Source organism: Aquabacterium sp. (genome assembly GCF_030652515.1).
In the GTDB taxonomy this organism is placed as follows: domain Bacteria; phylum Pseudomonadota; class Gammaproteobacteria; order Burkholderiales; family Burkholderiaceae_C; genus Aquabacterium.
Window position 1 is genome coordinate 21,571 of record NZ_JAUSAR010000011.1, and the last position, 21,070, is coordinate 42,640.

The window sequence follows — 21,070 nt, forward strand, 5'->3', positions numbered from 1 at the left end:
TTGATCGATATGAAGGCGATGTGAACGCTATTTCAAGACAAATTCCGCGTTCAGTTCTTGAGTGAAAGCCATGTGTGGCGAAATGCACCAGGGGTGAAATTCAGGCGGGTAATCCCGGGTGGTGAGTGCGACAAGGCATCCCCAGATTGCTTTGAAGGCCAAAGATTGCGGCCTGTGATGCGGACTATTCGGCACATCAAGAGGTGACGGCCCGCGCCAAGATCTCTACACTGGTTCTGCAGCATGTGGCTGCTTGGAGTTCGTCATGAACGCTCCGCTACCCGATTCGGTCCTCAAGGCCCTGGCGTCGCTCACGCTGGATGACAAGTACGCCATCGAACACGGGACCGCCTTCATGAGTGGCGTCCAGGCCTTGGTGCGCTTGCCCATGTTGCAGCGCACCAGAGATGTGGCGGCCGGCCTGAACACCGCCGGGTTCATCAGTGGCTACCGTGGCTCGCCTCTGGGTGGCTACGATCAGGCGCTGTGGAACGCCAAGGAGCACCTCAAGGCCCACCACGTGGTGTTCCAGCCGGGCGTGAACGAAGAGCTTGGCGCCACGGCGGTCTGGGGCACGCAGCAGCTCGATCTGTACCCGGAGCACCGGAAGTTCGATGGCGTTTTCGGCCTTTGGTATGGCAAAGGCCCCGGCGTGGATCGCTGCTCCGATGTCTTTAAGCACGCCAACATGGCGGGTACCGCCCGGCATGGCGGTGTCATTGCCGTGGCGGGTGACGACCACGTGGCCAAAAGCTCTTCGGTGGCGCATCAAAGCGACCACATCTTCAAGGCCTGTGGCCTGCCGGTGTTTTTTCCGAGCAGCGCTCAAGAAATCCTGGACCTGGGGCTGCACGCCTATGCGATGAGCCGATTTTCGGGCCTGTGGGCGGGCATGAAGGTCATCCAGGAAGTGGTCGAATCGTCCAGCAGCGTGTCGGTCGAACCCGACCGCGTGCAGATCCTCCTGCCCGAAGATTTCGCCATGCCAACTGGCGGCCTGCACATCCGTTGGCCCGACTCGCCTTTGGCGCAAGAAGCCCGGCTGATGGACTACAAGTGGTACGCCGCGCTGGCCTATGTGCGTGCCAACCGTTTGAACCGCACGGTGATCGATTCGAAGCATGCGCGCCTGGGCCTGATCGCCAGCGGCAAGGCTTACAACGACATGCGCCAGGCCCTGCACGACCTGGGCCTGGACGAAGTGACTTGCGCCCAGATCGGCATCCGGGTGCACAAAGTGGCCGTGGTCTGGCCTTTGGAAGCCAGCGCCACGCGCGAATTCGCCACCGGCCTGCAAGAGATCCTGGTGATCGAAGAAAAGCGCCAGGTCATTGAATACCAGCTCAAGGAAGAGCTCTACAACTGGCGCGAAGACGTGCGCCCGAACGTGCTTGGCAAGTTCAACGAAACCCAGGGCGACCACAGCGGTGGCGAATGGTCCATGTCCAACCCGGCCTCCAACTGGTTGTTGCGCGCCAAGGCTGACCTGAACCCGTCGCTGATTGCCAAAGCGATCGCCCAACGCCTGGACAAGTTGGGCATGTTGGACACCGTGGGCCGCGACCTGCGTGAGCGCATCACGCAAAGATTGGCCTTGATCGAGTCCAAGGAGCGGGCCCCCGTCGTTGTGCCCCAGGCCAACGCCGACCGCGCGCCCTGGTTCTGCAGCGGCTGCCCCCACAACACCTCCACCAAGGTGCCCGAGGGCTCGCGCGCCATGGCGGGCATCGGTTGCCACTACATGGTGGTGTGGATGGACCGCAGCACCACCACCTTCACGCAGATGGGCGGCGAGGGCGTGACCTGGATGGGCCAGGCGCCCTTCACCGACGAGAAGCACGTGTTCGCCAACCTGGGCGATGGCACCTACTTCCACTCGGGGCTGCTGGCGGTGCGCCAAAGCATCGCCGCCAAGGTCAACATCACCTACAAGATCCTGTTCAACGACGCCGTGGCGATGACCGGTGGCCAGCCCGTGGACGGCACCCTGCGCGTGCCCGAGATGAGCCGCGAGCTGGAGGCCGAGGGCGTGTCACGCATCGCCATCGTCACCGACGAGCCCGAGAAGTACCTGGCCGTGTCCAACCTGGCCCCCGACACGACGGTGCACCACCGCGACGACCTGGACGCTGTGCAGCGCCTGATGCGCGACGAGCCCGGCTGCAGCGTCATCATCTATGACCAGACCTGTGCCACCGAGAAGCGCCGCCGCCGCAAGCGCGGCACCATGCCAGCGGTGACCGAGCGCGTCGTCATCAACGAGCTGGTGTGCGAGGGCTGCGGTGATTGCTCCACCCAATCCAACTGCCTGAGCGTGGAGCCGGTGGACACCGAGTTCGGCCGCAAGCGCCACATCAATCAGAGCACCTGCAACCACGACATGTCCTGCGTCAAGGGCTTTTGCCCCAGCTTCGTGACGGTGACCGGTGGCCAGCTCAAATCACCGGCCAAAAGCCTGCAACGCGTCGATCCTTTCACCTTGCCCGGCTTGCCTGAGCCAGAGATTCCGACTGCGCACGAGGCCTACGGCATCATCGTCGCGGGCATCGGTGGCACGGGCGTCATCACCATTGGGCAATTGCTCGGCGTGGCCGCGCACATCGAAGGCAAGGGCATCGTCACGCAGGATTCGGCGGGCCTGGCGCAGAAGGGCGGCGCCACCTGGAGCCACATCCAGATCGCCGACAGCATGGACGCGATCCACACCACGCGCGTGCCCACCGCGGCGGCCGACCTCGTGATCGGCTGCGACCCCATCGTCACCGCCAATGCCAGCACCCTGGCCACCATGAACGCCCAGCGCACGCGCGTGGCGCTCAACACCCACGGCACGCCCACGGCCGCCTTTGTGCGTGACACCAACTGGCAGTTTCCGGCGGGGCATTGCGATGATGTCATTGGCCAGGCCGCCGTGCCGGGCCAGGTCTCAAGGTTGGACGCCAACCAATTGGCCACGCAACTGCTGGGCGACACGATTTACGCCAACCCTTTGATGCTGGGCTACGCCTGGCAGAAAGGCTGGGTGCCCTTGAGCCGAGCCGCGTTGCTGCGCGCCATCGAGCTGAATGCCGTGCAGGTGGAGAACAACAAGGCGGCCTTTGAATGGGGCTGCCGGGCCGCCCATGACTTGGCGGCGGTGCAGTCGCTGGCCCTGCCAGCCCAGCCCGTGCAGATCATCCGCAAGACGGCCACCAACCTGGAAGCGTTGATCCAGTCTCGCGTTGAGTTTCTGGCTGACTACCAAAACGCCAGCTATGCCGATGACTACCTGGCCTTCGTCAACCGTGTGCGCGCCGCCGAGCAGAAACTGGGATCGACCAAGCTGACGGATGCCGTCGCGCGCCAACTCTTCAAACTCATGGCCTACAAAGATGAGTACGAAGTCGCACGCCTGCTGACAGATCGTCGCTTTCACGACAAAGTGGCCCGGGAGTTCGAAGGAGACTACAAGCTCTCCTACCACCTGGCGCCACCGTTCATGGGCAGAACAGATTCCCAAGGCTTGGCCGTCAAGCAGCGCTTCGGCCCCTGGATGAGCCTGGCCTTCAGGGCCCTGGCCCCCTTCAAGTTCTTGCGCGGCACCATGTTCGATCCATTTGGCCGCACCCAGGAGCGCCTGGCCGAGCGCGCCTGGATTGCACGGTATCGCCAGGGCATCGAGTCGCGTCTGACCGAGCTGTGCAAGGACAATCTCGAACCAGCGTTGGCCCTGGCCCGTGTTCCCGAAGACATCAAGGGCTACGGTCACATCAAGCAAGCGAGCATGGACAAGGCCCTGGCCCGGTGGGACCAGTTGACGCAGCAGGCCAGGGGAGAAGGCTGATTTGATCCAACGACTCCTGGCGGTGCTGCTGAGCACCGATTCCAAGCAGCGGGTGCGAATCATCCGTTCCCTCATGGCCGCCAATGTCTATGTGCTGTGCATGGGCATCATGGGCTTCGCCTCGCAGCAGGGGCTGATGCGCGCCGACGAAGCCGGCCTGCTGTCCGGGCTCATCCTGTTGAACGTGGTGGTCTGGTACGGCCTCTTGCGCAGCGGTTTGAACCAGCGCTTTGCCGAGCCCTCGCTGACCCTGCCGCAAATCCTGGCGGCCCTGACCTGGATCGTGGCCGCTTATGCCATCACCGGGGTCTTTCATGGCGCCACGATGATGCTGCTCACGCTGGTGCTGGTCTTTGGCATCTTCAACCTCCATGCCCGCGATGCCAAGATCGCGGGCGCCTATGCCGTGGTCCTGACGGGCATCGTCATGGTCTATAAAACGGTGACCGACGCGGTGGGCTACCCGGTGGCGCTGGAATCGGTGCACTTTGCCCTGGTGGTGTCCTCCGTGCCCACCATCTCGGTGTTGACCGCGCAACTCAGCAACCTGCGCACCCGGCTGCGCACCAAGCAGGAAGAGCTGACGCAGGCCCTGGACCGCATCCAGGTGCTGGCCACGCGCGATGAGCTGACCGGCCTTTACAACCGCCGCCACATGATGTCGGTGCTGGACGAGCACCAGCGGCGCCTGTCGCGCTCGTCGGGCCACGACTTCTGCCTGGCGATCCTCGACCTGGACTTCTTCAAGCAGATCAACGACACGCATGGCCACAACGTGGGCGACGAGGTGCTGCGCAACTTTGCCAGCCACGCGGCCGCCATGACGCGCGAGACCGATGTGCTGGCCCGCTGGGGTGGCGAGGAGTTCATGCTGGTGCTGGTGGGCACCACCGCCCAGGACGCCGAGCGTGGCATCCAGCGGCTGAGGGACTCTTTGCGGAACGTGACCATGGCCAAGGACCACCTGGCCTTGCATCCCTCGTTTTCTGCCGGTTTGAGCGCCTACCAACCTGGCGAAAACCTGGCGGCCTGCATCGAACGGGCCGACAAGGCGCTCTACAGTGCCAAGCAGGGCGGCCGAAACCGCACCGTGATCTGGTCGGATGTCGTGCCCTCCAAGTCGTCCACAATGGAGGGATGACTCAAAAAATCAGCCTTTTGGGGCTTGGTGTGCTGTGCCTGTTGGGCATCGGGGGGGCACAGGCTCAATCCAAACCATCGGATGGCGCGCGCGCCTTGTCGGTCTCTACCCGCCTGGGTTTCGAGACCATCACCTTGCCGGGTGACGAGGCCATGGGCCTGCTGGGGGGCAGCTACCTGATGGCGTTTGCCCCCGGTTGGTTGGGTGGCCCGGCGGTGTACGGCGCCGCCACGGGGCACCGAGGCGGCTTCTTTGTCGGCGGGGCCGAGCTGGCCTACCGGCTCCCTCTGGCCAGCCGGGTGCGGTTGGAGCTGGGGCTGTTCGCGGGCGGTGGTGGTGGCGGTGGCGCGCCGGTGGGCGGCGGCCTGATGCTGCGCCCGCACCTTGACCTGTTGTGGCGCTTGAGCGGGGTCACCAATGGGCCTGGTGTGTGGGCGGGCCTGTCTGCATCCAGCGTGCGTTTTCCCAATGGCGACATCCGCTCCAACCAGGCTGGCCTGGTGTTGGCGGTGGATGGCGACTTTGTCTACACCTTGCCCTCCGCCGTGGGCAAAAGCTCCTCGATCTGGGCCCGTGGCGGCATGGGTTTTGACCGCATCAGCATCGTGGGCGCGGTCGATGAGCCGCGTGGTGACGGTCGCCAGCAGCGCATTGGTTTGGCGGGTTTTCGCCTGGACCATTGGCTGCACCCGAATGTCTACTGGGGCTTGGAGGCGGCCGGGGCGGCTGGCGGCGGCGCTGGGGGGTATGCCGAGGTCCTGGCCAACCTGGGGTTTGAGCAGCCCATCAAAGGCACACCCTTGGCCGTTGGTGCCCGGGCGGCACTGGGCCTGGGCGGCGGCGGCGCTGTGCCCACCGATGGCGGCCTGCTGGCCAAAGCGGGTGTTTCCGTCAGTTGGCACCTCAGTCGAGATTTTTTCGTGTCACTGGAAGGCGGGGCCGTGACCGCGCCGCAGGGCTCGTTCCGGGCGCGTTACGCGCAAGCCTCGATCGGGTGGGACCTGGACCACCCTTCCAACGCCCCCGCCGCCCTGGGCCGCCTGTCGTCCCGCTCCTGGATCGAGGGCATGGAATGGAATCTGGCCCTGGAGCACGTGGATGGTGCGGCGCGAAAAAATGGTCCCGACAAATCCATGCAGTCAGTGGGGTTGGTGTTGCGCCGCTCTCTGACCGAACTTCTTTACTTAACGGGACAGGCCCACAGTGCGTTCAACGGCGACGCGGGCGCGTATTCTGTGGGCTTGGTGGGCGCGGGCGTGCAATCACCGGTTTTTGTCGACAAATGGTCGGTGGGGGCTGAATTGCTCGCCGGTGCTGCAGGTGGTGGTGGGATTGACACCGATGGCGGTGCCGTCGTGCAGCCCATGCTCCGCTTGAATTTGGACTTGGGCCCCCAAAGTAGGGCCCACTTGGGCGTCGGTCGCATTCGCGCTTTGAAAGGCAAGCTCGACAGTCCTGTGGTTGAATTGGCTTGGGGCCTGGCTTTTGGTGTGCCGACCCGTTGAATTTTTGGAGCGTTGAATTGAAAAAAATCCTGATGAGCGTGTGCATGGCTGTGCTCAGCCTGACTTTCGTGGCGCAGCACGTCGAGGCCAAGCGCCTGGGCGGCGGCAGTTCGTCTGGCATGAAACGCCAGATGCCTGCGCAAAACTCACCGGCGCAGCAACAAGCGGCCAAGCCCACGGCCGCACCGGGTGCTCAAGCCGTGCCTCCTACCGTGGCGCCCAAGCGCAACTGGATGGGCCCGATCGCTGGCCTGGCCGCCGGTTTGGGCATCGCCGCCCTGATGAGCCACCTGGGCATGGGCGCCGCTTTGGGCAACATGATCACGATGGCGCTGTTGGCCGTGGCTGCCTTCTTTGTCATCCGCTGGTTGATGCGGCGTTTTGGCAACCAGTCGCCCGTGCCCGCCACCAGCGGCGGTCCTCGCCTGTCGCCCAATGACTTTGCCCGCGTGCCCACACCACCCACGCAGCCCATGAGCCGCGACATGTCCGTCGCGCCCCAAGGCGTGAGCAGCGATGGCATGCTCAGCGGCCCCAGCTTTGCGTCGGTGGCCGCAGGCTCGGCCTCCAGCCTGCCCCCAGGTTTCGACGCCCCCGCGTTTGAACGCATCGCCAAGCTGATCTTCATCCGCATGCAGGCCGCCAACGATGCGTCCAACCTGGACGATCTGCGCCAGTTCTCCACGCCCGAGATGTTCGCCGTCTTCAAGCTGGAACTGCAAGATCGTGGCAACGCGCCTCAGGTGACCGACGTGGTCCAGCTGAACGCTGAAGTTCTGGATTTCGCCGACGAGGCTGATCGCCAGATCGTCAGCGTGCGCTTCCATGGCCTGATCCGCGAAGAGAAAGACGCACCGACCACCACCTTTGACGAAATCTGGCACTTGGCCAAGCCCAAGGCGGGCAGTGGCGAGTGGGCCATCGCGGGGATCGCGCAAACCGCCTGATCCATGCACGTGCCCATCCCGGACGAAGAGATCGAGCTTCGGGCCATCCGCGCGCAAGGCGCGGGTGGCCAAAATGTCAACAAGGTGTCCAGTGCGATCCACCTGCGGTTTGACATCCGGGCGTCGTCAGCCCTGAACGACGAGCACAAAGAGCGGCTGCTGGCCTTGAGCGATCGGCGCATCAGCGCCGATGGCGTGCTGGTCATCAAGGCCCAGGAATACCGCAGCCAGGAGCAAAACCGCGCCGAAGCCTTGCGGCGCCTGGCCGAGCTGGTGGACAGCGTGGCCCGTCCTCCCCGTTTTCGCAAAGCCACCAAGCCGACCTACGGCGCCAAGCAGCGCCGTTTGGAAGGCAAGAGCCAGCGTTCGCAGATCAAGTCATCGCGCGGGCGGGTGAGCAGCGACTAAACCCAGAGCTTCTTCCAACCTTCGTGGCCCAGCGCGCGCAAGGTTTCGATGTTGTGCTCGTAGATGTTGGCCGCGTCCGGAAACGCTTCCACCGCCTTGTCGATGCTGCTTTCGCGCAGCAGGTGCAAAGTGGGGTAGGGCGAGCGGTTGCTGAAGTTGTCGATGTCGTCCGCATCGCTGCCCGCGAACTGGTAGTCCGGGTGAAAGCTGGCCACCTGCAACTCGCCTTCCAGGTCGAGTTCGCCCACGGCGGCATCCGCCACCTCCAGAAAATCGTTGTAGTCCAGAAAATCCGCCAGCACGCCGGGGTGGATCAGCAAGGTGGTCTCCACTTCTTCCGGGTCGGCACTTTGCAGGAACTGCAACTCACGCAGCAGGTCGGCCAGCAAGGCTTCTTCGCTGGTGGCTTCGCTGACCACGTAGCGAATTTGCTGCTTGATCTGCACGGCCTTGGCAAACGGGCACAGGTTCAGGCCGATCACGGCCTTGTCCAGCCAAAGGCGCGTGGCCGCGATCACCTCGTCGGGTGTGAATTTGTTCATGGTTGCTCGTCGGAAGAAGTGGCCACATCGACTGTTTTCTCGATCACCTTGCCCGTCACCGACACGGTGGTGACCACCACGGTGCTGGCCACGGACACCGCGGCACCCGCCACGCTGGCGGCCGCGCCCACCACGGCACACCCTGGCAGGCAGGCCAGGCCCAACAGCGGGAGTAGGCGACGGCACCAGGTGCGCACAAGGGCGTGGTTCATGAGGATTCCAGGGTGAAGGCTGCGCATTTTCCCAGGTTTGGGGCGAGTGCATTCAAGTTTGATGAACGCAGGCCGAAACCTCATGAACGCTGTCGAACAAACACACAAGCATCCGATCAGGGTCTGCCATCCATGAGCTTCACTCTCACCAGCCGCGATACCGCTGAGCAAGCCACCGAATGTCGGTGGCAGATGCGTTCTTGCGGGGTGCCGCGATGACCGTGGAGACCACCCTGGCCCGAACACTCTCGGAGCATCAGGCGCTGTTCAAACAGCTGGTGGACAGCTCGCCGGACGCGATCATGCGCCACGATGCCACCCTGCGCTGCATCTACGCCAACGCCACCCTGGTCTTCGTTTCCGGGCAGCCGATGGACACCATCGTGGGCGCCTTGCCGCAGGAACTTCCCTTCGTGTTCGACGCCAAAGCTTATGCCGAGCGCTTGCACAACGTGCTGCGCTTGGGCACCGCGTCCGGTTTCGAGATGGAGTGGGGCCTGCCCGATGGCACCGTGCGCTGGTGCCAGGTCAGGCTGGTGCCTGAGCGCGACGCGGTGGGCCGCGTGGTGGGGGTGATGTCGGTTTGCCATGACATCACCGCGCACAAAGAACTGCAAGCCAAGCTGGAGAAAGCCGAAGGGCTGGCCAAGATTGGCTTCTGGGAGTTGGACCTGGCCAGCAACAAGGCCCGCATGTCCGACCATGCCTGCCGCCTGATGGGCCGTTTGCCAGGCTGGTCGCCCACGACCGAAGAGTTGTTGGCCATCCACTCCGAGGAGGAAGGCAAGCGCATCAGGCATCTGTACGAGACAGCCATCCAGAGGCGCGACAGCACGGTTCAGTACGACTACACCGTGGTGGTCGATGGCGAGGTGCGCCACCTGCACCTGGATGCCGAGATCGCCTACACCGTCAAGGGCAAGCCCAAAACCTTCTTCGCGGTCTCGCAGGATTTCACCGAGCGGGCCTTGGCCGACGAGAGGTTGCGGGCCCGCGAGCAGGAGTACCGCGTCCTGGTCGAGAACACCCCGGACAACATTGCGCGCTACGACCGCGACTGCCGCCGCGTGTATGTGAACGAGGCCCTGGTCAAGTGGTTGGGCCAACCTCGGGAAGCCCTGATCGGGGTTCGTCCCGGCGACCACATTGATGCGCCCCAGGCGCGCGAATACGAGCGCACCTTGGCTTTGGCCCTCAGCACGGGCGAGCTGCAAGAGTTCACCTACCGCTTGAAAGACAAGGACCGGCGTGATCGCACTGTTCACCTTCGCATCGTGCCTGAGCGCGACAAGTCTGGCGAGGTGATCAGCGTGCTGTCGATTGGCCGGGATATCTCGGCCCTGGAGGCCACTGAACGCCGCCTTGAGGATGCCCAACGCATTGCGCGCATCTGCCATTGGGAGTGGGATTACGTCACCCGGCGATCATCGATCAGCCGCGTGGGCCTGGATGTGCTGGGCTTGTCGAGCAATGGCGACCTCACGATGGAGGATTTCCAGGCCATCATGTTGCCCGACGAGCGTGCCTCGACCTTCCTGTTGTACCAGGACGCGTTCGCCAAACGCCAGAGCGAGTTGAGCTACGAACACAGCCTGATCCTGCCCGATGGCAGCCAACGTGAAACCCACAGCTGGGTGCGCCTGGAGTACGGCCAGGATGGCCGCGCCGTGCGGGCCTTGGGCGTCACCCAGGATGTGACCGACTTGAAAGCCCTGCAACGGCAGACCCATCAGCTGGAGTTCTACGACCCGCTGACCAGCTTGCCCAATCGCGCCCTGCTGCATGACCGACTGAAGCTGGCCATGGCCGATGCCAACCGCCAGGGCGGCAGCGTGGGCGTGGTGCTGCTGGACATTGATCACTTCCAGAAGATCAACGATTCGCTGGGCACCGGTGCCGGTGACGTGTTGCTCAAATCGGTGGCTTCACGCTTGTCCCAGGCCCTGCGCGAGTACGACACCGTGGCCCGCCTGGGCGGCGACGAGTTCGCCATCATCGTGCCGCAGATCCGTCAGCCCTCCGACCTGGACGTGGTGGCCAGCCGCATCAAACACGTCTTCGAGGCTTCGGTGGCCTTGAACGACACCGAGATCTTCGTGACCGCCAGCGCGGGCATCGCGATGTTCCCCGCCGATGGCACCGAGGTGAACGAGCTGATGGCCCATGCCGATGCGGCCATGTACCACGCCAAGAATTGCGGCCGCGACAACTTCCAGTTCTACGCCCGCGAGTTGACGGCCACGGCGCTGGAGCGGCTGAAGATCGAAGGCGATCTGCGCAAGGCCATTGAACGCAATGAGCTGGAGCTGTTCTACCAGCCCAAGGTCGAGCTTTCGTCTGGCCGCGTGGTGGGCGCTGAAGCGCTGATGCGCTGGCGCCATCCCGAGCGTGGCTTGGTCCCGCCCGATCGCTTCATCGGCATTGCCGAAGACACGGGCCTGATCATTGACATGGGCGAATGGGCCCTGCGCACGGCGTGCACCGTGGCCCGCCAATGGCACGACCAGCATGGCAAGCCCCTGAAGATCGCGGTCAACCTGTCGCCCCGCCAGTTTTACTCGGGCGACCTGGTGGCCACAGTGTCTCGCGCCCTGGAGGACACCGGCTGCCTGGCCGAGTGGATCGAGCTGGAGATCACCGAAAGCCTGCTCCTCAATGACCGCGTGGACATCCGATCCATGCTCGAAGCCTTGCATGGCATGGGGTTCACCATCGCCATCGATGACTTTGGCACGGGCTACTCGGCCCTGTCTTACCTGACCCGCTTCCCGGTGGATACCTTGAAAATCGACCGCTCTTTCATCCGCGAGCTGACCACCGACCGCGACAGCGCCGTGCTGGCCAAGGCCATCGTGACCCTGGCCCGCAGCCTGCGCATGGAAGTGGTGGCCGAGGGGGTGGAGACCGCCCTGCAGCGCGACCACCTGGGTGCGTGGGGCTGCCACCTGGCCCAGGGCTTCCACTACAGCAAGCCGGTGCCTTTGGCCGATTTCGTGGCGCTGCTGGCGCAGTGGACGCACAACGGAAGCGGGGGCTGAAACATGGGCAACCAGGCGTTCGCCTCGCCCATCCCATCCGATCAGAACACCAGCGCAGAACTCTTTCGCAAGATGATGTTGGGTGTGTCCGTCATGTGCGGTTTCACGCACCTGGCTTTCCTGGTGCTGTTCCATGTCAATGGCATCAAGGACATGGCGATGATCAACGTGGGCAGCATCCTGTGCTACGTGCTCACCTTTGGCCTGGCCATGCGCCACCAGGTGACCTGGGCGTGGATGCTCATCACCACCGAGGTGGTCGGGCATGCCGTGCTGGCTGTCTTCTACGTGGGCTGGGACAGCGGGTTCCACATCTACATCATGTGCGTGCCGCCCGTGATGGTGGTCAGCACCCTGCCTTTATGGCGTGGCAAGGTCCCAGTGGTGCTCGGCCTGATGGCCCTGTACCTCTGGCTGGATTTTGCTCGCCGCGAGGCCGCGCCATGGTTCGAGCTGGACCGCTCGCTGCTCAATGGCTTGCACTACTTCACCGTGTTCTCCGCCTTGACCATCCTGGTCCTCCTGGCCGGGATGTACTACCGCTTCGTGCTGCAAAGCGAGCAACAACTGCGCGAGATGGCCACCACCGATCCGCTGACGCGCCTGCGCAATCGCCGCAGCGTGCTGGACACCTCCGTGGCTGAGGCCGCCAAGCAGCGCCGCGATGGCCGGCCCTTGTCCTTCATCCTGTGTGATGTGGACCACTTCAAGACCGTGAATGACACCCACGGCCACGAGGCCGGTGACGATGTACTCAAGGAGGTGGCCAAGATCTTGCGTTCCGGCGTGCGCGACGTGGACCACGCCGCCCGTTGGGGTGGCGAAGAGTTCCTGCTCCTTTTGCCGGAAACCGCCTCACCTGGTGCGGAGATGGTGGCCAACCGCCTGCGCGAGGCCATCGCCCAGCTTCAGGTGCCTTGCAAGGATGGTCTTTTGAACGTGACCATGACCTTCGGCATCAGCAACCTGCACCTCAACGAGCCCATCGAGCAGGCCATTGCCCGCGCCGACAAGGCTTTGTACCAAGGCAAGCGCGGTGGCCGCAACCGGGTTGAATTGGCCCCAGAAGATGTCCTCCTGCGGGCCTGACCCGGTTCAGCTCGGCAAGGCCACGGTCGACAGCACGAAGGCGCGCACGTCGCTGGCGTCGTAGCCCAACTCGGAGCCCCAGCCGTCCGTGGCCATCGAGTCCACATACAGGTTCTCGCTGAACCCGGCCACCACGCAGTTAACGCCGCTACATCCTGGGGCCGGGTTCAACGTCATGAGGTTCTGCACCGTCTCGACGGCGGTACCGCCTTCCGTGTCCTCATTGACCAGCGTGCCGGGGTCGTCCACCGATGAATTGCGGCTCACCACCGCTTGCGTGCCTCGCACGACACTGAAGCTGTACTGTGCAAAGCCGTGTGGGTGGTAGGCCGTGTAGGGCATGGACACGTTGTCAGCCGGTTGCGAGATCAGCACCCCACAGCACGGGTCGGCCAGCGTGGCACCGATGGATGGCGCACCGATGGATGCGAAGCAGCGGTTGTTGTCCACGTGCAGGGTGATGACCATGCTGTTGCCCGAGACCAGGCCCAAGGGGGCAGCGTCGGTGGTGTAGATGGTGCCGCTCAAGTCGGGCACATCGGGCACCACGTACTTGATGCCCAGGGCCGCGATGTTGATGGGCTGCCCTTGCGCATCGAACAGGTCCACCTTGAGCTGGTAGCGGCTGCTTTCATCCGAGGTGCCCGCCACGATCGTGCCGTCGTCGTGAAAGGCCAGGCCGGGGGCCAAGGCGGAGGTCGGGAACTTGGCGCTGGTGAGGTGTTCCACGATTTCGCCGCCGCTGGGCGGGGTGTCCCACACGCCTTCAGGCGCCACCGATTCATAGGGGATCTTGGTCAGGTCGGGCACGAAGTGTCCGGTGCCATCGGCCACGGGGGCAGGCCCCAAGGTGTAGGGCGTCCACGCCGGGACGTCGCCGGTGGGTGTGCTGACGTCGTGCCGGTAGTAGTGCTGGATGCCGTCCTTGAGGGGCACGAAGCTGCCGCTGCTGCCGCGCCGCCACGAGACCTGGTAGTAGCGCACGCCCAGGGCCTCCAGTTCGTTGGAGAACAGCAAGCGCGGGCGCAGCAAACTGCCCCAAGGCTGGCCTGCTTCAGTCAAGCCCAGCTTGGCCGCCACTTCAGCAGGTGGCTTGGTGTCGTGCAGCTCTTTGCTGGTGCCGTAAATCTTGCTCAAGGGCGTGCCACCAATGGCCAGGAAGGCGACCCAACGGCCATGGCCCTCGGGGCCGACCACGGGTGGGCAGGGCGAACAGGTGTGCGCCAATGGGCTGTTGGTGTACAGCGTGACCTCGGTGCCGCACTGGTAGTCCCACCAGGTGTGGCAGGCGATGGGCGTGGGCGCATAGATCGACACGTCAAAGAAGCCGAACAGCTTTTGCGTGGCCTTGAAGTACAGGTCGGGCGTGTCGTGGTTCAGGCAACCCTGGAAGAACAAGGTGCTGAAGTGGCCACACTCGTCGGTGTGCGCGGTGCCCACGCGCTGCTTGGTCACGAAGCGGGGGTAGAAGTAGCACAGCAAGGGTCGGATGAGGATGGGGTTCTTGATCAGGGCTTGCTGGAACTGAAGGCGGCTGCCCACCTGCGCCAGGTAGCGCAGCTCGGTGGCATCGCTCAGTTGCGTCAGCAGGCGCGCGCCCTCGGCATCCAGCCGGTGCTCGGACTGGGCCACGCGCAGCATCGGTGCCACGGGGCCGATCTCAGGCACGGGCTCGGGGAAAGGCCGTGGCTTGACGATCAGCTCGCGCAAGCGCTCGATGACCAGCTCGGGCAGCTTGGGAATGATGATGAACAGCGGGTCCACCTCGTAGATTTCGACGGTGGCGTTGCACACCGGAAAGTTCTCCCAGGTGCCCCCGATCTGCACGCGCTTGATCAGATTGCCTTTGACGAAACAGGCGCTGCGCCACCAGCAATGCCAGATGTCGGGGAAGACCTTGAAGCGCGCTTGCAGCACCGGCATGCGCGGGTTGTAGCGCAGGTGCTGCTCCAGTGCGCCACGGCGAATCAACTCGTCAAAGCTGGGCACTTTCTCGCTGGTGGCCGGGCCCACCAGCACGCGCAAGCCAGTGGCGGTGCCAGCGGCCGTGAACTTCAGTCGTGCCTCGCCTTTCTCGGTCAACGGTGTGCTGGCCAGCAACCTGGCCTCCGAGCTGAAGACATAGGCCACCGCGCTGGTCTTGCCGTGCGAAGAAGTGTCGTCGGGCAGTTCGGCCTGCACGACAATGTCGATGGGATGGGTGTTGTCCGTGGTGTTCATGGTCTGCGCTCCTGAGTTGATGCGCCTTGGGTCAAGGCTTGTCGGGACTCTAGGTCTGCAGGCTGTTCAGCGCTTCCCCATACCTTAGGGATGAGGCTGGTTCACATTAGGGGGCCTCATCACCCACGTCATTCGAGGAGCTGAGTCATGAGTGAAGAACGTCCTGTGCTGCCATTGCCCGCGATCAAACTGGGCGTGTACCGCCACTACAAAGGCGAGCGCTACCAGGTCTATGGCGTGGCCCGCCACAGCGAAACACTGGAGGCCCTGGTGGTCTACCGGCCCCTGTATGGCGAAGGCGCTTTGTGGGTGCGCCCCTATGCCATGTTCACGGGCCGCATCACCATCGATGGTCTTGATCAAGCCCGTTTTGAATGGGTCGATGCTGGCCACGACGGCGCCCTGCATTGATCAAAAAGCGGGGCTTTGCACTGGTCAATTCGGTGTTTAAGTTTTTGGGGCAACGCCAGATACTGGGGTCAGCTGAAAAGGATGCCGACCATGTCACGCCTCAACCTTCACCAAATGATGGGCTGGATCACCACCGTCGCGGTGCGCCACCCCGATGACCTGATCGCGCACGTGGCCGAACGTGTGCATTCGAGCAAGCCGGCGGCCCGCAAAGCCGTGGCGCGCCTGGTGGAGGCCGGCTGGCTGGTCAAGCAAGGCTCGGTCTCAAGGCCTGTGTACCGCCCTGGATTGTTTCGGCAGGTGGTGGCCAGCTACCCATTGCAAGGCCTGGTGGAAGACGTGCCTTGGGAGCGCGACTTCATGCCCAACTTTGTGTTGCCACCCTCGGTGCAGCGCATGGCCCAGCACGTCTTCAACGAGATCCTGAACAACGCGATTGACCACAGCGGGGGCACCACCGTCACCGTGTCCTTGCGCCAGACGCCCAACCATGTGCAGTTGCTGGTGTCCGACGATGGCCGTGGTTTGTTCGACCGCATCCGCGAATCGTTCGCCATTGATGATGCCCAGCACGCGATGCTGGAGCTGAGCAAGGGCAAGCTCACCAGCCTGCCTGATCGGCACACCGGCCGTGGCTTGTTTTTCTCGGCCCAACTGGCCGATGTGTTCGAGGTGCATGCCAATGGCTCGAACTTCCAGCGGCGTGGCTGGGATGGCGGGGGCTGGCATTGTGGCAAGCCCTTGGCCCGCCAGGGCACGTCGGTGTACGCCTCGATCGCGCTCGACACCGAACGCACCTTGGAGTCGGTGCTGAACGTGTGGAGCACCGATCGCCAGGGCATCGCGTTTGACCGCACCCGCGTGCCGCTGCGCCTGCTGCTGTCGACCAACACTGCCTTGGATTCGCGCTCGCAAGCCCGCCGTGCGGCGTCCAGGTTGCAGCAGTTCAGCCATGCCCGGATCGACTTCAGCGGTGTGTCCGACATCGGCCACAGCTTTGCCGATGAGCTGTTCCGCGTGTTCGCTGGCCAGCATCCCGAACTGGAACTGGTGGCCGAGAACATGTCGCCCAAAGTGGCCAATCTGGTCCACGCCACGATTTCCGGTCAGGCATGAAAAAAGCGGCCTAAGCCGCTTTTTGGTGCGATCAACGCGCGCTGGAATTACAGCGGGCGAATGTTCGAAGCTTGGGGGCCCTTTTGGCCTTGCTTGACTTCGAATTCCACGCGTTGGTTTTCTTGCAGGCTGCGGAAGCCGCCTTCGCTGCGGATTTCGCTGAAGTGGGCGAACAGGTCCTTGCTGCCATCTTCAGGAGCGATGAAGCCAAAGCCCTTGCCGTCGTCAAACCATTTCACGGTGCCAGTTTGTGTCGTACTCATGGATGTTGTTCCTTGTAGAGTGATTGAAAAAATTAAGAATCCGCTCAAGCTTGCTTGTGGGCAAGACCTGTGCGGCAGAAACACTCAAGAAACGTCAAACCGGGAGTTGAAACCTGGACCGTGTCAGCAGCGTTGAACAAGTTCAGCGTGCCTGGCGGTAGAAAACGAAGACCTTGAGGAAACGGTCTTGTGCATGTCTGTGGGCCTAATGTACCTGCATTGCACCAAAATGTCACGCCACGAATTTCAGCACGGTGAAATAGTGGCTGGCGGTGCCGCCCAGCACGAACAAATGCCAGATGCCATGGGCGTGCCGCATGCGCTTGTCGATCACGTAGAAAATGATGCCCACGGTGTAGAGCAGCCCGCCCGCCACCAGCCAACGCCAGCCACCATCTTGCAGACCATTCATCAAGGGCACGGCCGCTGCCACGCCGCACCAACCCATCAGCACGTACAGCGGCACCGAGGGCACGGTGTCACGGCCCCACCACAGCTCCTTGCAGATGCCGATGGCGGCCAGCGTCCACACAAAGGCGAACAGCGACCAGCCCAGCGTGCCGTGCAAGGTGACCAGGGTGAAGGGGGTGTAAGTTCCCGCGATGAGCAAATAGATGGCGCAATGATCGACCTTGGCCCAGCGCTCCTTGCTGGCGCCGCGGATGCTGTGGTACATCGTGGAGGCCGCGTACAGCAGCACCATCGTCAGGCCAAAGATGCTGAAGCTGACGATCTTCAAGGCATCGCCGGCCTGCAAAGCCTGCGCGATCAACACGGCCGAGCCCGCCACGGCCAACGCCAGCCCCAGCAAGTGCGTGACACTGTTGAATCGTTCTCCGTGGTACATGACAACAAGCCCTGTTTGATCCGACGTTGATGATGACACGCTCTTGGGTCGCCCACCTGGACATGGACGCGTTTTACGCCTCCGTGGAGTTGCTGCGCTACCCCGAGTTGCGGGGGCAGCCCGTGGTGATTGGTGGCGGCCAGCGTCATCAACCCGTCATGCAAGATGACGGCACGCGCCACTTTTCAGTGCTGCGCGACTATGCCGGCCGTGGCGTGGTCACCACCGCCACCTACGAGGCGCGCGCTTTGGGTGTGCATTCCGCGATGGGCATGATGAAGGCGGCAGTGTTGGCGCCGCAGGCCGTGTTGCTGCCGGTGGATTTCGAGCAGTACCGGGCCTATTCACGCCGTTTCAAAGCTGCCGTGGCCGAGATCGCGCCCATCATCGAAGACCGGGGTGTCGATGAGATCTACATCGACCTGAATGCCTTGCCCGGCGTGCACGATGCGGTGGGGGATGACCCCCATGGCGGTGTGCGCGCCTTGGCCCAGCGCATCAAGGACCGGGTGCGCGAGGCCACTGGCCTGAGTTGTTCGGTGGGGGTGACGCCCAACAAGCTCTTGTCCAAGCTGTGCTCGGATCTGGAAAAGCCCGATGGGCTCACGGTGCTGACCGAGGAAGATATCCCTGTGCGCATCTGGCCCTTGCCCGCCAAGCGCATCAATGGCATCGGCCCCAAATCCACGGCCCGGCTGGAAGCCTTGGGCATCCATACCATTGGCGATCTGGCCGCGGCGCAACCCGCCTGGCTGATCGAGCAGTTCGGGGCCAACTACGGCGCCTGGCTGCACGAGGCCGCGCATGGCCGCGATGAGCGCGCCGTGGTCACCTGGCGCGAGCCCAAATCCATCAGCCGCGAAACCACCTTCGAACGCGACCTGCACGCGCGCGACGACCGCGATGCGCTGGGCGAGATCTTCACGCGCCTGTGCGAGAAGCTGGCGGGCGACCTGGTCCGCAAGGGCTATGTGGCCAAGACGATTGGCGTCAAGCTGCGCTACACCGACTTCAAGATCGCCACGCGCGAGATCACCTTGGCGGCCCACACCGCCGACGCCCGCGACATCCGCCTGTGGGCCGGACGCTGCCTGAAGAAAGTGCCTCTGGACCAGCGCCTGCGCTTGCTGGGCGTGCGGGCGGGCGCCCTGTGCAAGCTGGAGGATGTCCCGGCGGTGGAGGTGGCCCCGGTGCTCAAGGAGCCTCTGCTGGCCTACACCTTGCCGTTGTTCGACTGGGAGGATGCGCCAACCCAGCGCACAATGGAGGGTTAGCCCATCGTGGCCCCTTGCCTTGCCCACCATGATCTGGAACCGACTAGACCGCATTGCCCACGTTCTGCGCCCACACCGCCAGGCGGCCGTCCTTCTGGTCGATGCCTGGCTGATCGTGCTGGCCTGGCACGCCACCTACCTGTTCCGCATGGGGGTCGAGCGCTGGTTGCATGAACGGCCCAGCTACGACACGGTGGTGTTGTTGGGGGTGATCGCGGTGTATGGCGCGGTGTCCTGGGCCCTGGGCGTGCCGCGCGCGGCCTGGCGTTACACCAGTTTCAACGAGATCACGCGCCTGGGCTGGGTCTGCCTGGGTGGCGGCCTGGCCAGCGCGGTGGTGGTCTTGATGGCGCAGTTGGTGGAGATTCCGCGCGCCGTGCTGGCCCTGCACCCACTCATGGTCCTGCTCACCTGGTCCCTGGCGCGCATGCTGGTGCGCATGCTCAGCGAGCAGTCGCGGGCGAGGCGCCAGGGCGGTGATGCGACCGGGCGCCGGGCCATTGTGCTGGGAGCGGGGGCGGCGGCCAAGTTGCTGATCGCGGGCATCCAGCACCGAGGCTGGACCGTGATGGGCTTGCTGGATGACGATCCGCGCAAGCATGGTGCCCGCATGGCCGGCGTCACCGTGTGGGGTGGGCTGGACAAGCTCCAGGACGAAGGCACGCTCGACGACGTGACCCACCTGGTCCTGGCCATGCCCTCGGCCAGCGGCGCCCAGCGCAAGCGCGCTTTGGACATGGCGGCCGCGACCGGCCTGCCGGTATTGACCGTGCCCAGCGCCGATGAGTTGCGCGAAGGCGGCTCGCGCATCGAGCGTGTGCGCGACATCGAACCCGACGACCTGCTGGGCCGCGAGCCCGTCAAGCTGGACGAGTCCGCGCTGTCGGCCCTGCTCAGTGGCCAGACCGTGATGGTGACGGGCGCGGGCGGTTCCATCGGCTCCGAGCTGTGCCGCCAGATCGCGCGTTTCGGACCCAGTCGTCTGGTGCTGTTCGAACTCAGCGAATTCGCGCTCTACAACATCGAGCAGGATTTGAGCGAGCGCTTCCCGCGCGTGCCCCTGGTGCGCCTGGTGGGCGATGTGAAGGACTTGCCCGAGCTGCGTCGCGTGATGAACGCGCATCGACCCGACCTGGTTTTCCACGCGGCGGCCTACAAGCATGTGCCCTTGATGGAAGACGACAACGCCTGGATCGCCCTGCGCAACAACACCCTGGGCACTTACCAAGTGGCGCAGGCTGCCGGTGAATGCGGCGTCAAACGCTTCGTGCTCATCTCGACCGACAAGGCCGTCAACCCGACCAATGTGATGGGCGCCACCAAGCGCGCGGCCGAGATGGTCGTCTCGCATTGGGCGGTGCAGATGCCGGGCACGCGCTACATGGCCGTGCGCTTTGGCAATGTGCTGGGCTCCAGCGGCAGCGTGATCCCCAAGTTCAAGGAGCAGATCGCCAAGGGCGGACCGGTCACGGTCACTCACCCCGACATCACGCGCTACTTCATGACCATCCCCGAAGCGGCGCAACTGGTACTGCAGGCGGCCGTGCTGGCCGAGTCGGGCCAGGTCTTCGTGATGGACATGGGCGCGGCCGTGCGCATCGCCGACCTGGCGCGCGAGATGATCCTGCTGTCTGGCCACACCGAGGCCGAGATCCCCATCGTGTTCAGCGGCCTGCGCCCCGGCGAGAAGCTGTTCGAAGAGTTGCTGGCCGATGCCGACACTTCGCTGCCCACGCCGCACCCGCGCCTGCGTCTGGCGCAATTGCGCGGCGAGTTGCCCGCCGACTGGATCGAGCGCCTGCTGGCCTTGGCCCAGGACGAATCGGCCAGCGTGCCCAGCACCTTGCGCCAGCGTTTGCATGGCCTGGTGCCGGAGTACCAGCCCCGTTAGGCTTGTTTGATGCGTTTTGAGTGGAGCGCGAGGCTGGGAATCGCCGGTGGCTGGCAGGGCTCCGATGGTGGCGGTCCACCGCTTCGCGATGGACTTCCCTCGGTGCTCGCCTGGGGCGGGGATCGTCCGAAACTCGCACTTCGTGCTCAAACAACGGACGATCCTTTTTCCGCCCCAGGCTGCGCGCCTCGGCGCCCCCCACGTCGCCCTGCCAGCCACCGGCGACTCCCTGATCGCCTCGCTAGTGGTTTGGCACGAGGTGGTGTGCCAACAGCATTCTGAAAAGCACGATCAAGGTGGCGTGTCACCAATGGGCCGTGCGACACCCCCAGCGGGGCGAAAA

At 64.0% G+C, this 21,070-nt stretch carries 16 protein-coding genes; 11 read left to right on the top strand and 5 right to left on the bottom strand.

What is annotated here, in order from left to right; all coding sequences use genetic code 11:
- The first annotated feature begins 265 nt into the window (after nucleotides 1–265).
- Genes Q7V20_RS02395 through arfB form a run of 5 tightly spaced genes read left to right on the top strand, consistent with a single transcriptional unit; the run spans nucleotide 266 to nucleotide 7,824 of the window.
- Nucleotides 266–3,823: an indolepyruvate ferredoxin oxidoreductase family protein gene (locus Q7V20_RS02395; protein WP_304786792.1), complete on the top strand. Its 3,558-nt coding sequence runs from the start codon at nucleotides 266–268 to the stop codon at nucleotides 3,821–3,823.
- 1 nt (nucleotide 3,824) lies between these two features.
- The gene (locus Q7V20_RS02400; RefSeq protein WP_304786794.1) at nucleotides 3,825–4,964 is read left to right on the top strand and encodes a GGDEF domain-containing protein; all 1,140 of its coding nucleotides are present in this window, start codon (nucleotides 3,825–3,827) and stop codon (nucleotides 4,962–4,964) included.
- Nucleotides 4,961–6,469: a hypothetical protein gene (locus Q7V20_RS02405; protein ID WP_304786796.1), complete on the top strand. Its 1,509-nt coding sequence runs from the start codon at nucleotides 4,961–4,963 to the stop codon at nucleotides 6,467–6,469. Before Q7V20_RS02400 ends, Q7V20_RS02405 begins: the two co-directional genes overlap by 4 nt.
- A 17-nt stretch (nucleotides 6,470–6,486) precedes the next feature.
- Nucleotides 6,487–7,416: a Tim44 domain-containing protein gene (locus tag Q7V20_RS02410; protein ID WP_304786798.1), complete on the top strand. Its 930-nt coding sequence runs from the start codon at nucleotides 6,487–6,489 to the stop codon at nucleotides 7,414–7,416.
- 3 nt (nucleotides 7,417–7,419) lie between these two features.
- On the top strand, nucleotides 7,420–7,824 hold the full coding sequence (gene arfB / locus Q7V20_RS02415) for an alternative ribosome rescue aminoacyl-tRNA hydrolase ArfB (RefSeq protein WP_304786800.1): 405 nt from the start codon (nucleotides 7,420–7,422) through the stop codon (nucleotides 7,822–7,824).
- On the opposite strand, the gene Q7V20_RS02420 is transcribed toward arfB, so the two are convergent.
- Together Q7V20_RS02420 and Q7V20_RS02425 are read right to left on the bottom strand one after the other, a co-directional pair.
- Nucleotides 7,821–8,366, bottom strand: a complete 546-nt coding sequence (locus tag Q7V20_RS02420; protein WP_304786802.1) for a DUF1415 domain-containing protein — start codon at nucleotides 8,364–8,366, stop codon at nucleotides 7,821–7,823. The genes arfB and Q7V20_RS02420 overlap by 4 nt on opposite strands.
- The gene (locus tag Q7V20_RS02425; protein WP_304786804.1) at nucleotides 8,363–8,578 is read right to left on the bottom strand and encodes a hypothetical protein; all 216 of its coding nucleotides are present in this window, start codon (nucleotides 8,576–8,578) and stop codon (nucleotides 8,363–8,365) included. The genes Q7V20_RS02420 and Q7V20_RS02425 overlap by 4 nt, the downstream gene beginning before the upstream one ends.
- A 179-nt stretch (nucleotides 8,579–8,757) precedes the next feature.
- On the opposite strand from Q7V20_RS02425, the gene Q7V20_RS02430 reads away from it, so the two are divergent.
- Complete coding sequence (locus tag Q7V20_RS02430; protein WP_304786806.1) at nucleotides 8,758–11,616, top strand: EAL domain-containing protein; 2,859 nt, start codon at nucleotides 8,758–8,760, stop codon at nucleotides 11,614–11,616.
- Between the two features lie 3 nt (nucleotides 11,617–11,619).
- On the top strand, nucleotides 11,620–12,705 hold the full coding sequence (locus Q7V20_RS02435) for a GGDEF domain-containing protein (protein ID WP_304786808.1): 1,086 nt from the start codon (nucleotides 11,620–11,622) through the stop codon (nucleotides 12,703–12,705).
- A 6-nt stretch (nucleotides 12,706–12,711) separates the two neighbouring features.
- Here the strand turns inward: Q7V20_RS02435 and Q7V20_RS02440 are convergent, their stop codons facing one another.
- A complete protein-coding gene (locus Q7V20_RS02440) occupies nucleotides 12,712–14,925 on the bottom strand; it encodes a hypothetical protein (RefSeq protein ID WP_304786810.1) in 2,214 nt (737 codons plus the stop codon).
- A 147-nt stretch (nucleotides 14,926–15,072) separates the two neighbouring features.
- Between Q7V20_RS02440 and Q7V20_RS02445 the strand changes: the two genes are divergently transcribed.
- Nucleotides 15,073–15,336, top strand: coding sequence for a DUF1653 domain-containing protein (locus tag Q7V20_RS02445; protein WP_304786812.1), 264 nt, complete (start codon nucleotides 15,073–15,075; stop codon nucleotides 15,334–15,336).
- A 90-nt stretch (nucleotides 15,337–15,426) separates the two neighbouring features.
- On the top strand, nucleotides 15,427–16,452 hold the full coding sequence (locus Q7V20_RS02450) for an STAS-like domain-containing protein (protein WP_304786814.1): 1,026 nt from the start codon (nucleotides 15,427–15,429) through the stop codon (nucleotides 16,450–16,452).
- Nucleotides 16,453–16,499: 47 nt separating this feature from the next.
- Here Q7V20_RS02450 and Q7V20_RS02455 read toward each other — a convergent pair whose 3' ends face one another.
- Both Q7V20_RS02455 and Q7V20_RS02460 read right to left on the bottom strand, forming a co-directional pair.
- The gene (locus tag Q7V20_RS02455) at nucleotides 16,500–16,715 is read right to left on the bottom strand and encodes a cold-shock protein (protein WP_230178750.1); all 216 of its coding nucleotides are present in this window, start codon (nucleotides 16,713–16,715) and stop codon (nucleotides 16,500–16,502) included.
- A 232-nt stretch (nucleotides 16,716–16,947) separates the two neighbouring features.
- A complete protein-coding gene (locus Q7V20_RS02460) occupies nucleotides 16,948–17,562 on the bottom strand; it encodes a hemolysin III family protein (RefSeq protein ID WP_304786818.1) in 615 nt (204 codons plus the stop codon).
- Between the two features lie 32 nt (nucleotides 17,563–17,594).
- Between Q7V20_RS02460 and dinB the strand changes: the two genes are divergently transcribed.
- Nucleotides 17,595–18,836, top strand: coding sequence for a DNA polymerase IV (dinB, locus tag Q7V20_RS02465; protein WP_304786832.1), 1,242 nt, complete (start codon nucleotides 17,595–17,597; stop codon nucleotides 18,834–18,836).
- Between the two features lie 28 nt (nucleotides 18,837–18,864).
- The gene (locus Q7V20_RS02470; protein ID WP_304786834.1) at nucleotides 18,865–20,727 is read left to right on the top strand and encodes a nucleoside-diphosphate sugar epimerase/dehydratase; all 1,863 of its coding nucleotides are present in this window, start codon (nucleotides 18,865–18,867) and stop codon (nucleotides 20,725–20,727) included.
- Nucleotides 20,728–21,070: the final 343 nt, after the last annotated feature.

Excerpts from the sequence above, each read along its gene's own strand:
- Q7V20_RS02395 (WP_304786792.1), top strand. The coding sequence starts at position 266 with ATGAACGCTCCGCTACCCGATTCGGTCCTCAAGGCCCTGGCGTCGCTC.
- Q7V20_RS02405 (WP_304786796.1), top strand. The coding sequence starts at position 4,961 with ATGACTCAAAAAATCAGCCTTTTGGGGCTTGGTGTGCTGTGCCTGTTG.
- arfB (WP_304786800.1), top strand. The coding sequence starts at position 7,420 with ATGCACGTGCCCATCCCGGACGAAGAGATCGAGCTTCGGGCCATCCGC.
- Q7V20_RS02420 (WP_304786802.1), bottom strand. The coding sequence starts at position 8,366 with ATGAACAAATTCACACCCGACGAGGTGATCGCGGCCACGCGCCTTTGG.
- Q7V20_RS02425 (WP_304786804.1), bottom strand. The coding sequence starts at position 8,578 with ATGAACCACGCCCTTGTGCGCACCTGGTGCCGTCGCCTACTCCCGCTG.
- Q7V20_RS02430 (WP_304786806.1), top strand. The coding sequence starts at position 8,758 with ATGTCGGTGGCAGATGCGTTCTTGCGGGGTGCCGCGATGACCGTGGAG.
- Q7V20_RS02435 (WP_304786808.1), top strand. The coding sequence starts at position 11,620 with ATGGGCAACCAGGCGTTCGCCTCGCCCATCCCATCCGATCAGAACACC.
- Q7V20_RS02440 (WP_304786810.1), bottom strand. The coding sequence starts at position 14,925 with ATGAACACCACGGACAACACCCATCCCATCGACATTGTCGTGCAGGCC.
- Q7V20_RS02445 (WP_304786812.1), top strand. The coding sequence starts at position 15,073 with ATGAGTGAAGAACGTCCTGTGCTGCCATTGCCCGCGATCAAACTGGGC.
- Q7V20_RS02450 (WP_304786814.1), top strand. The coding sequence starts at position 15,427 with ATGTCACGCCTCAACCTTCACCAAATGATGGGCTGGATCACCACCGTC.
- Q7V20_RS02455 (WP_230178750.1), bottom strand. The coding sequence starts at position 16,715 with ATGAGTACGACACAAACTGGCACCGTGAAATGGTTTGACGACGGCAAG.
- Q7V20_RS02460 (WP_304786818.1), bottom strand. The coding sequence starts at position 17,562 with ATGTACCACGGAGAACGATTCAACAGTGTCACGCACTTGCTGGGGCTG.
- dinB (WP_304786832.1), top strand. The coding sequence starts at position 17,595 with ATGACACGCTCTTGGGTCGCCCACCTGGACATGGACGCGTTTTACGCC.
- Q7V20_RS02470 (WP_304786834.1), top strand. The coding sequence starts at position 18,865 with ATGATCTGGAACCGACTAGACCGCATTGCCCACGTTCTGCGCCCACAC.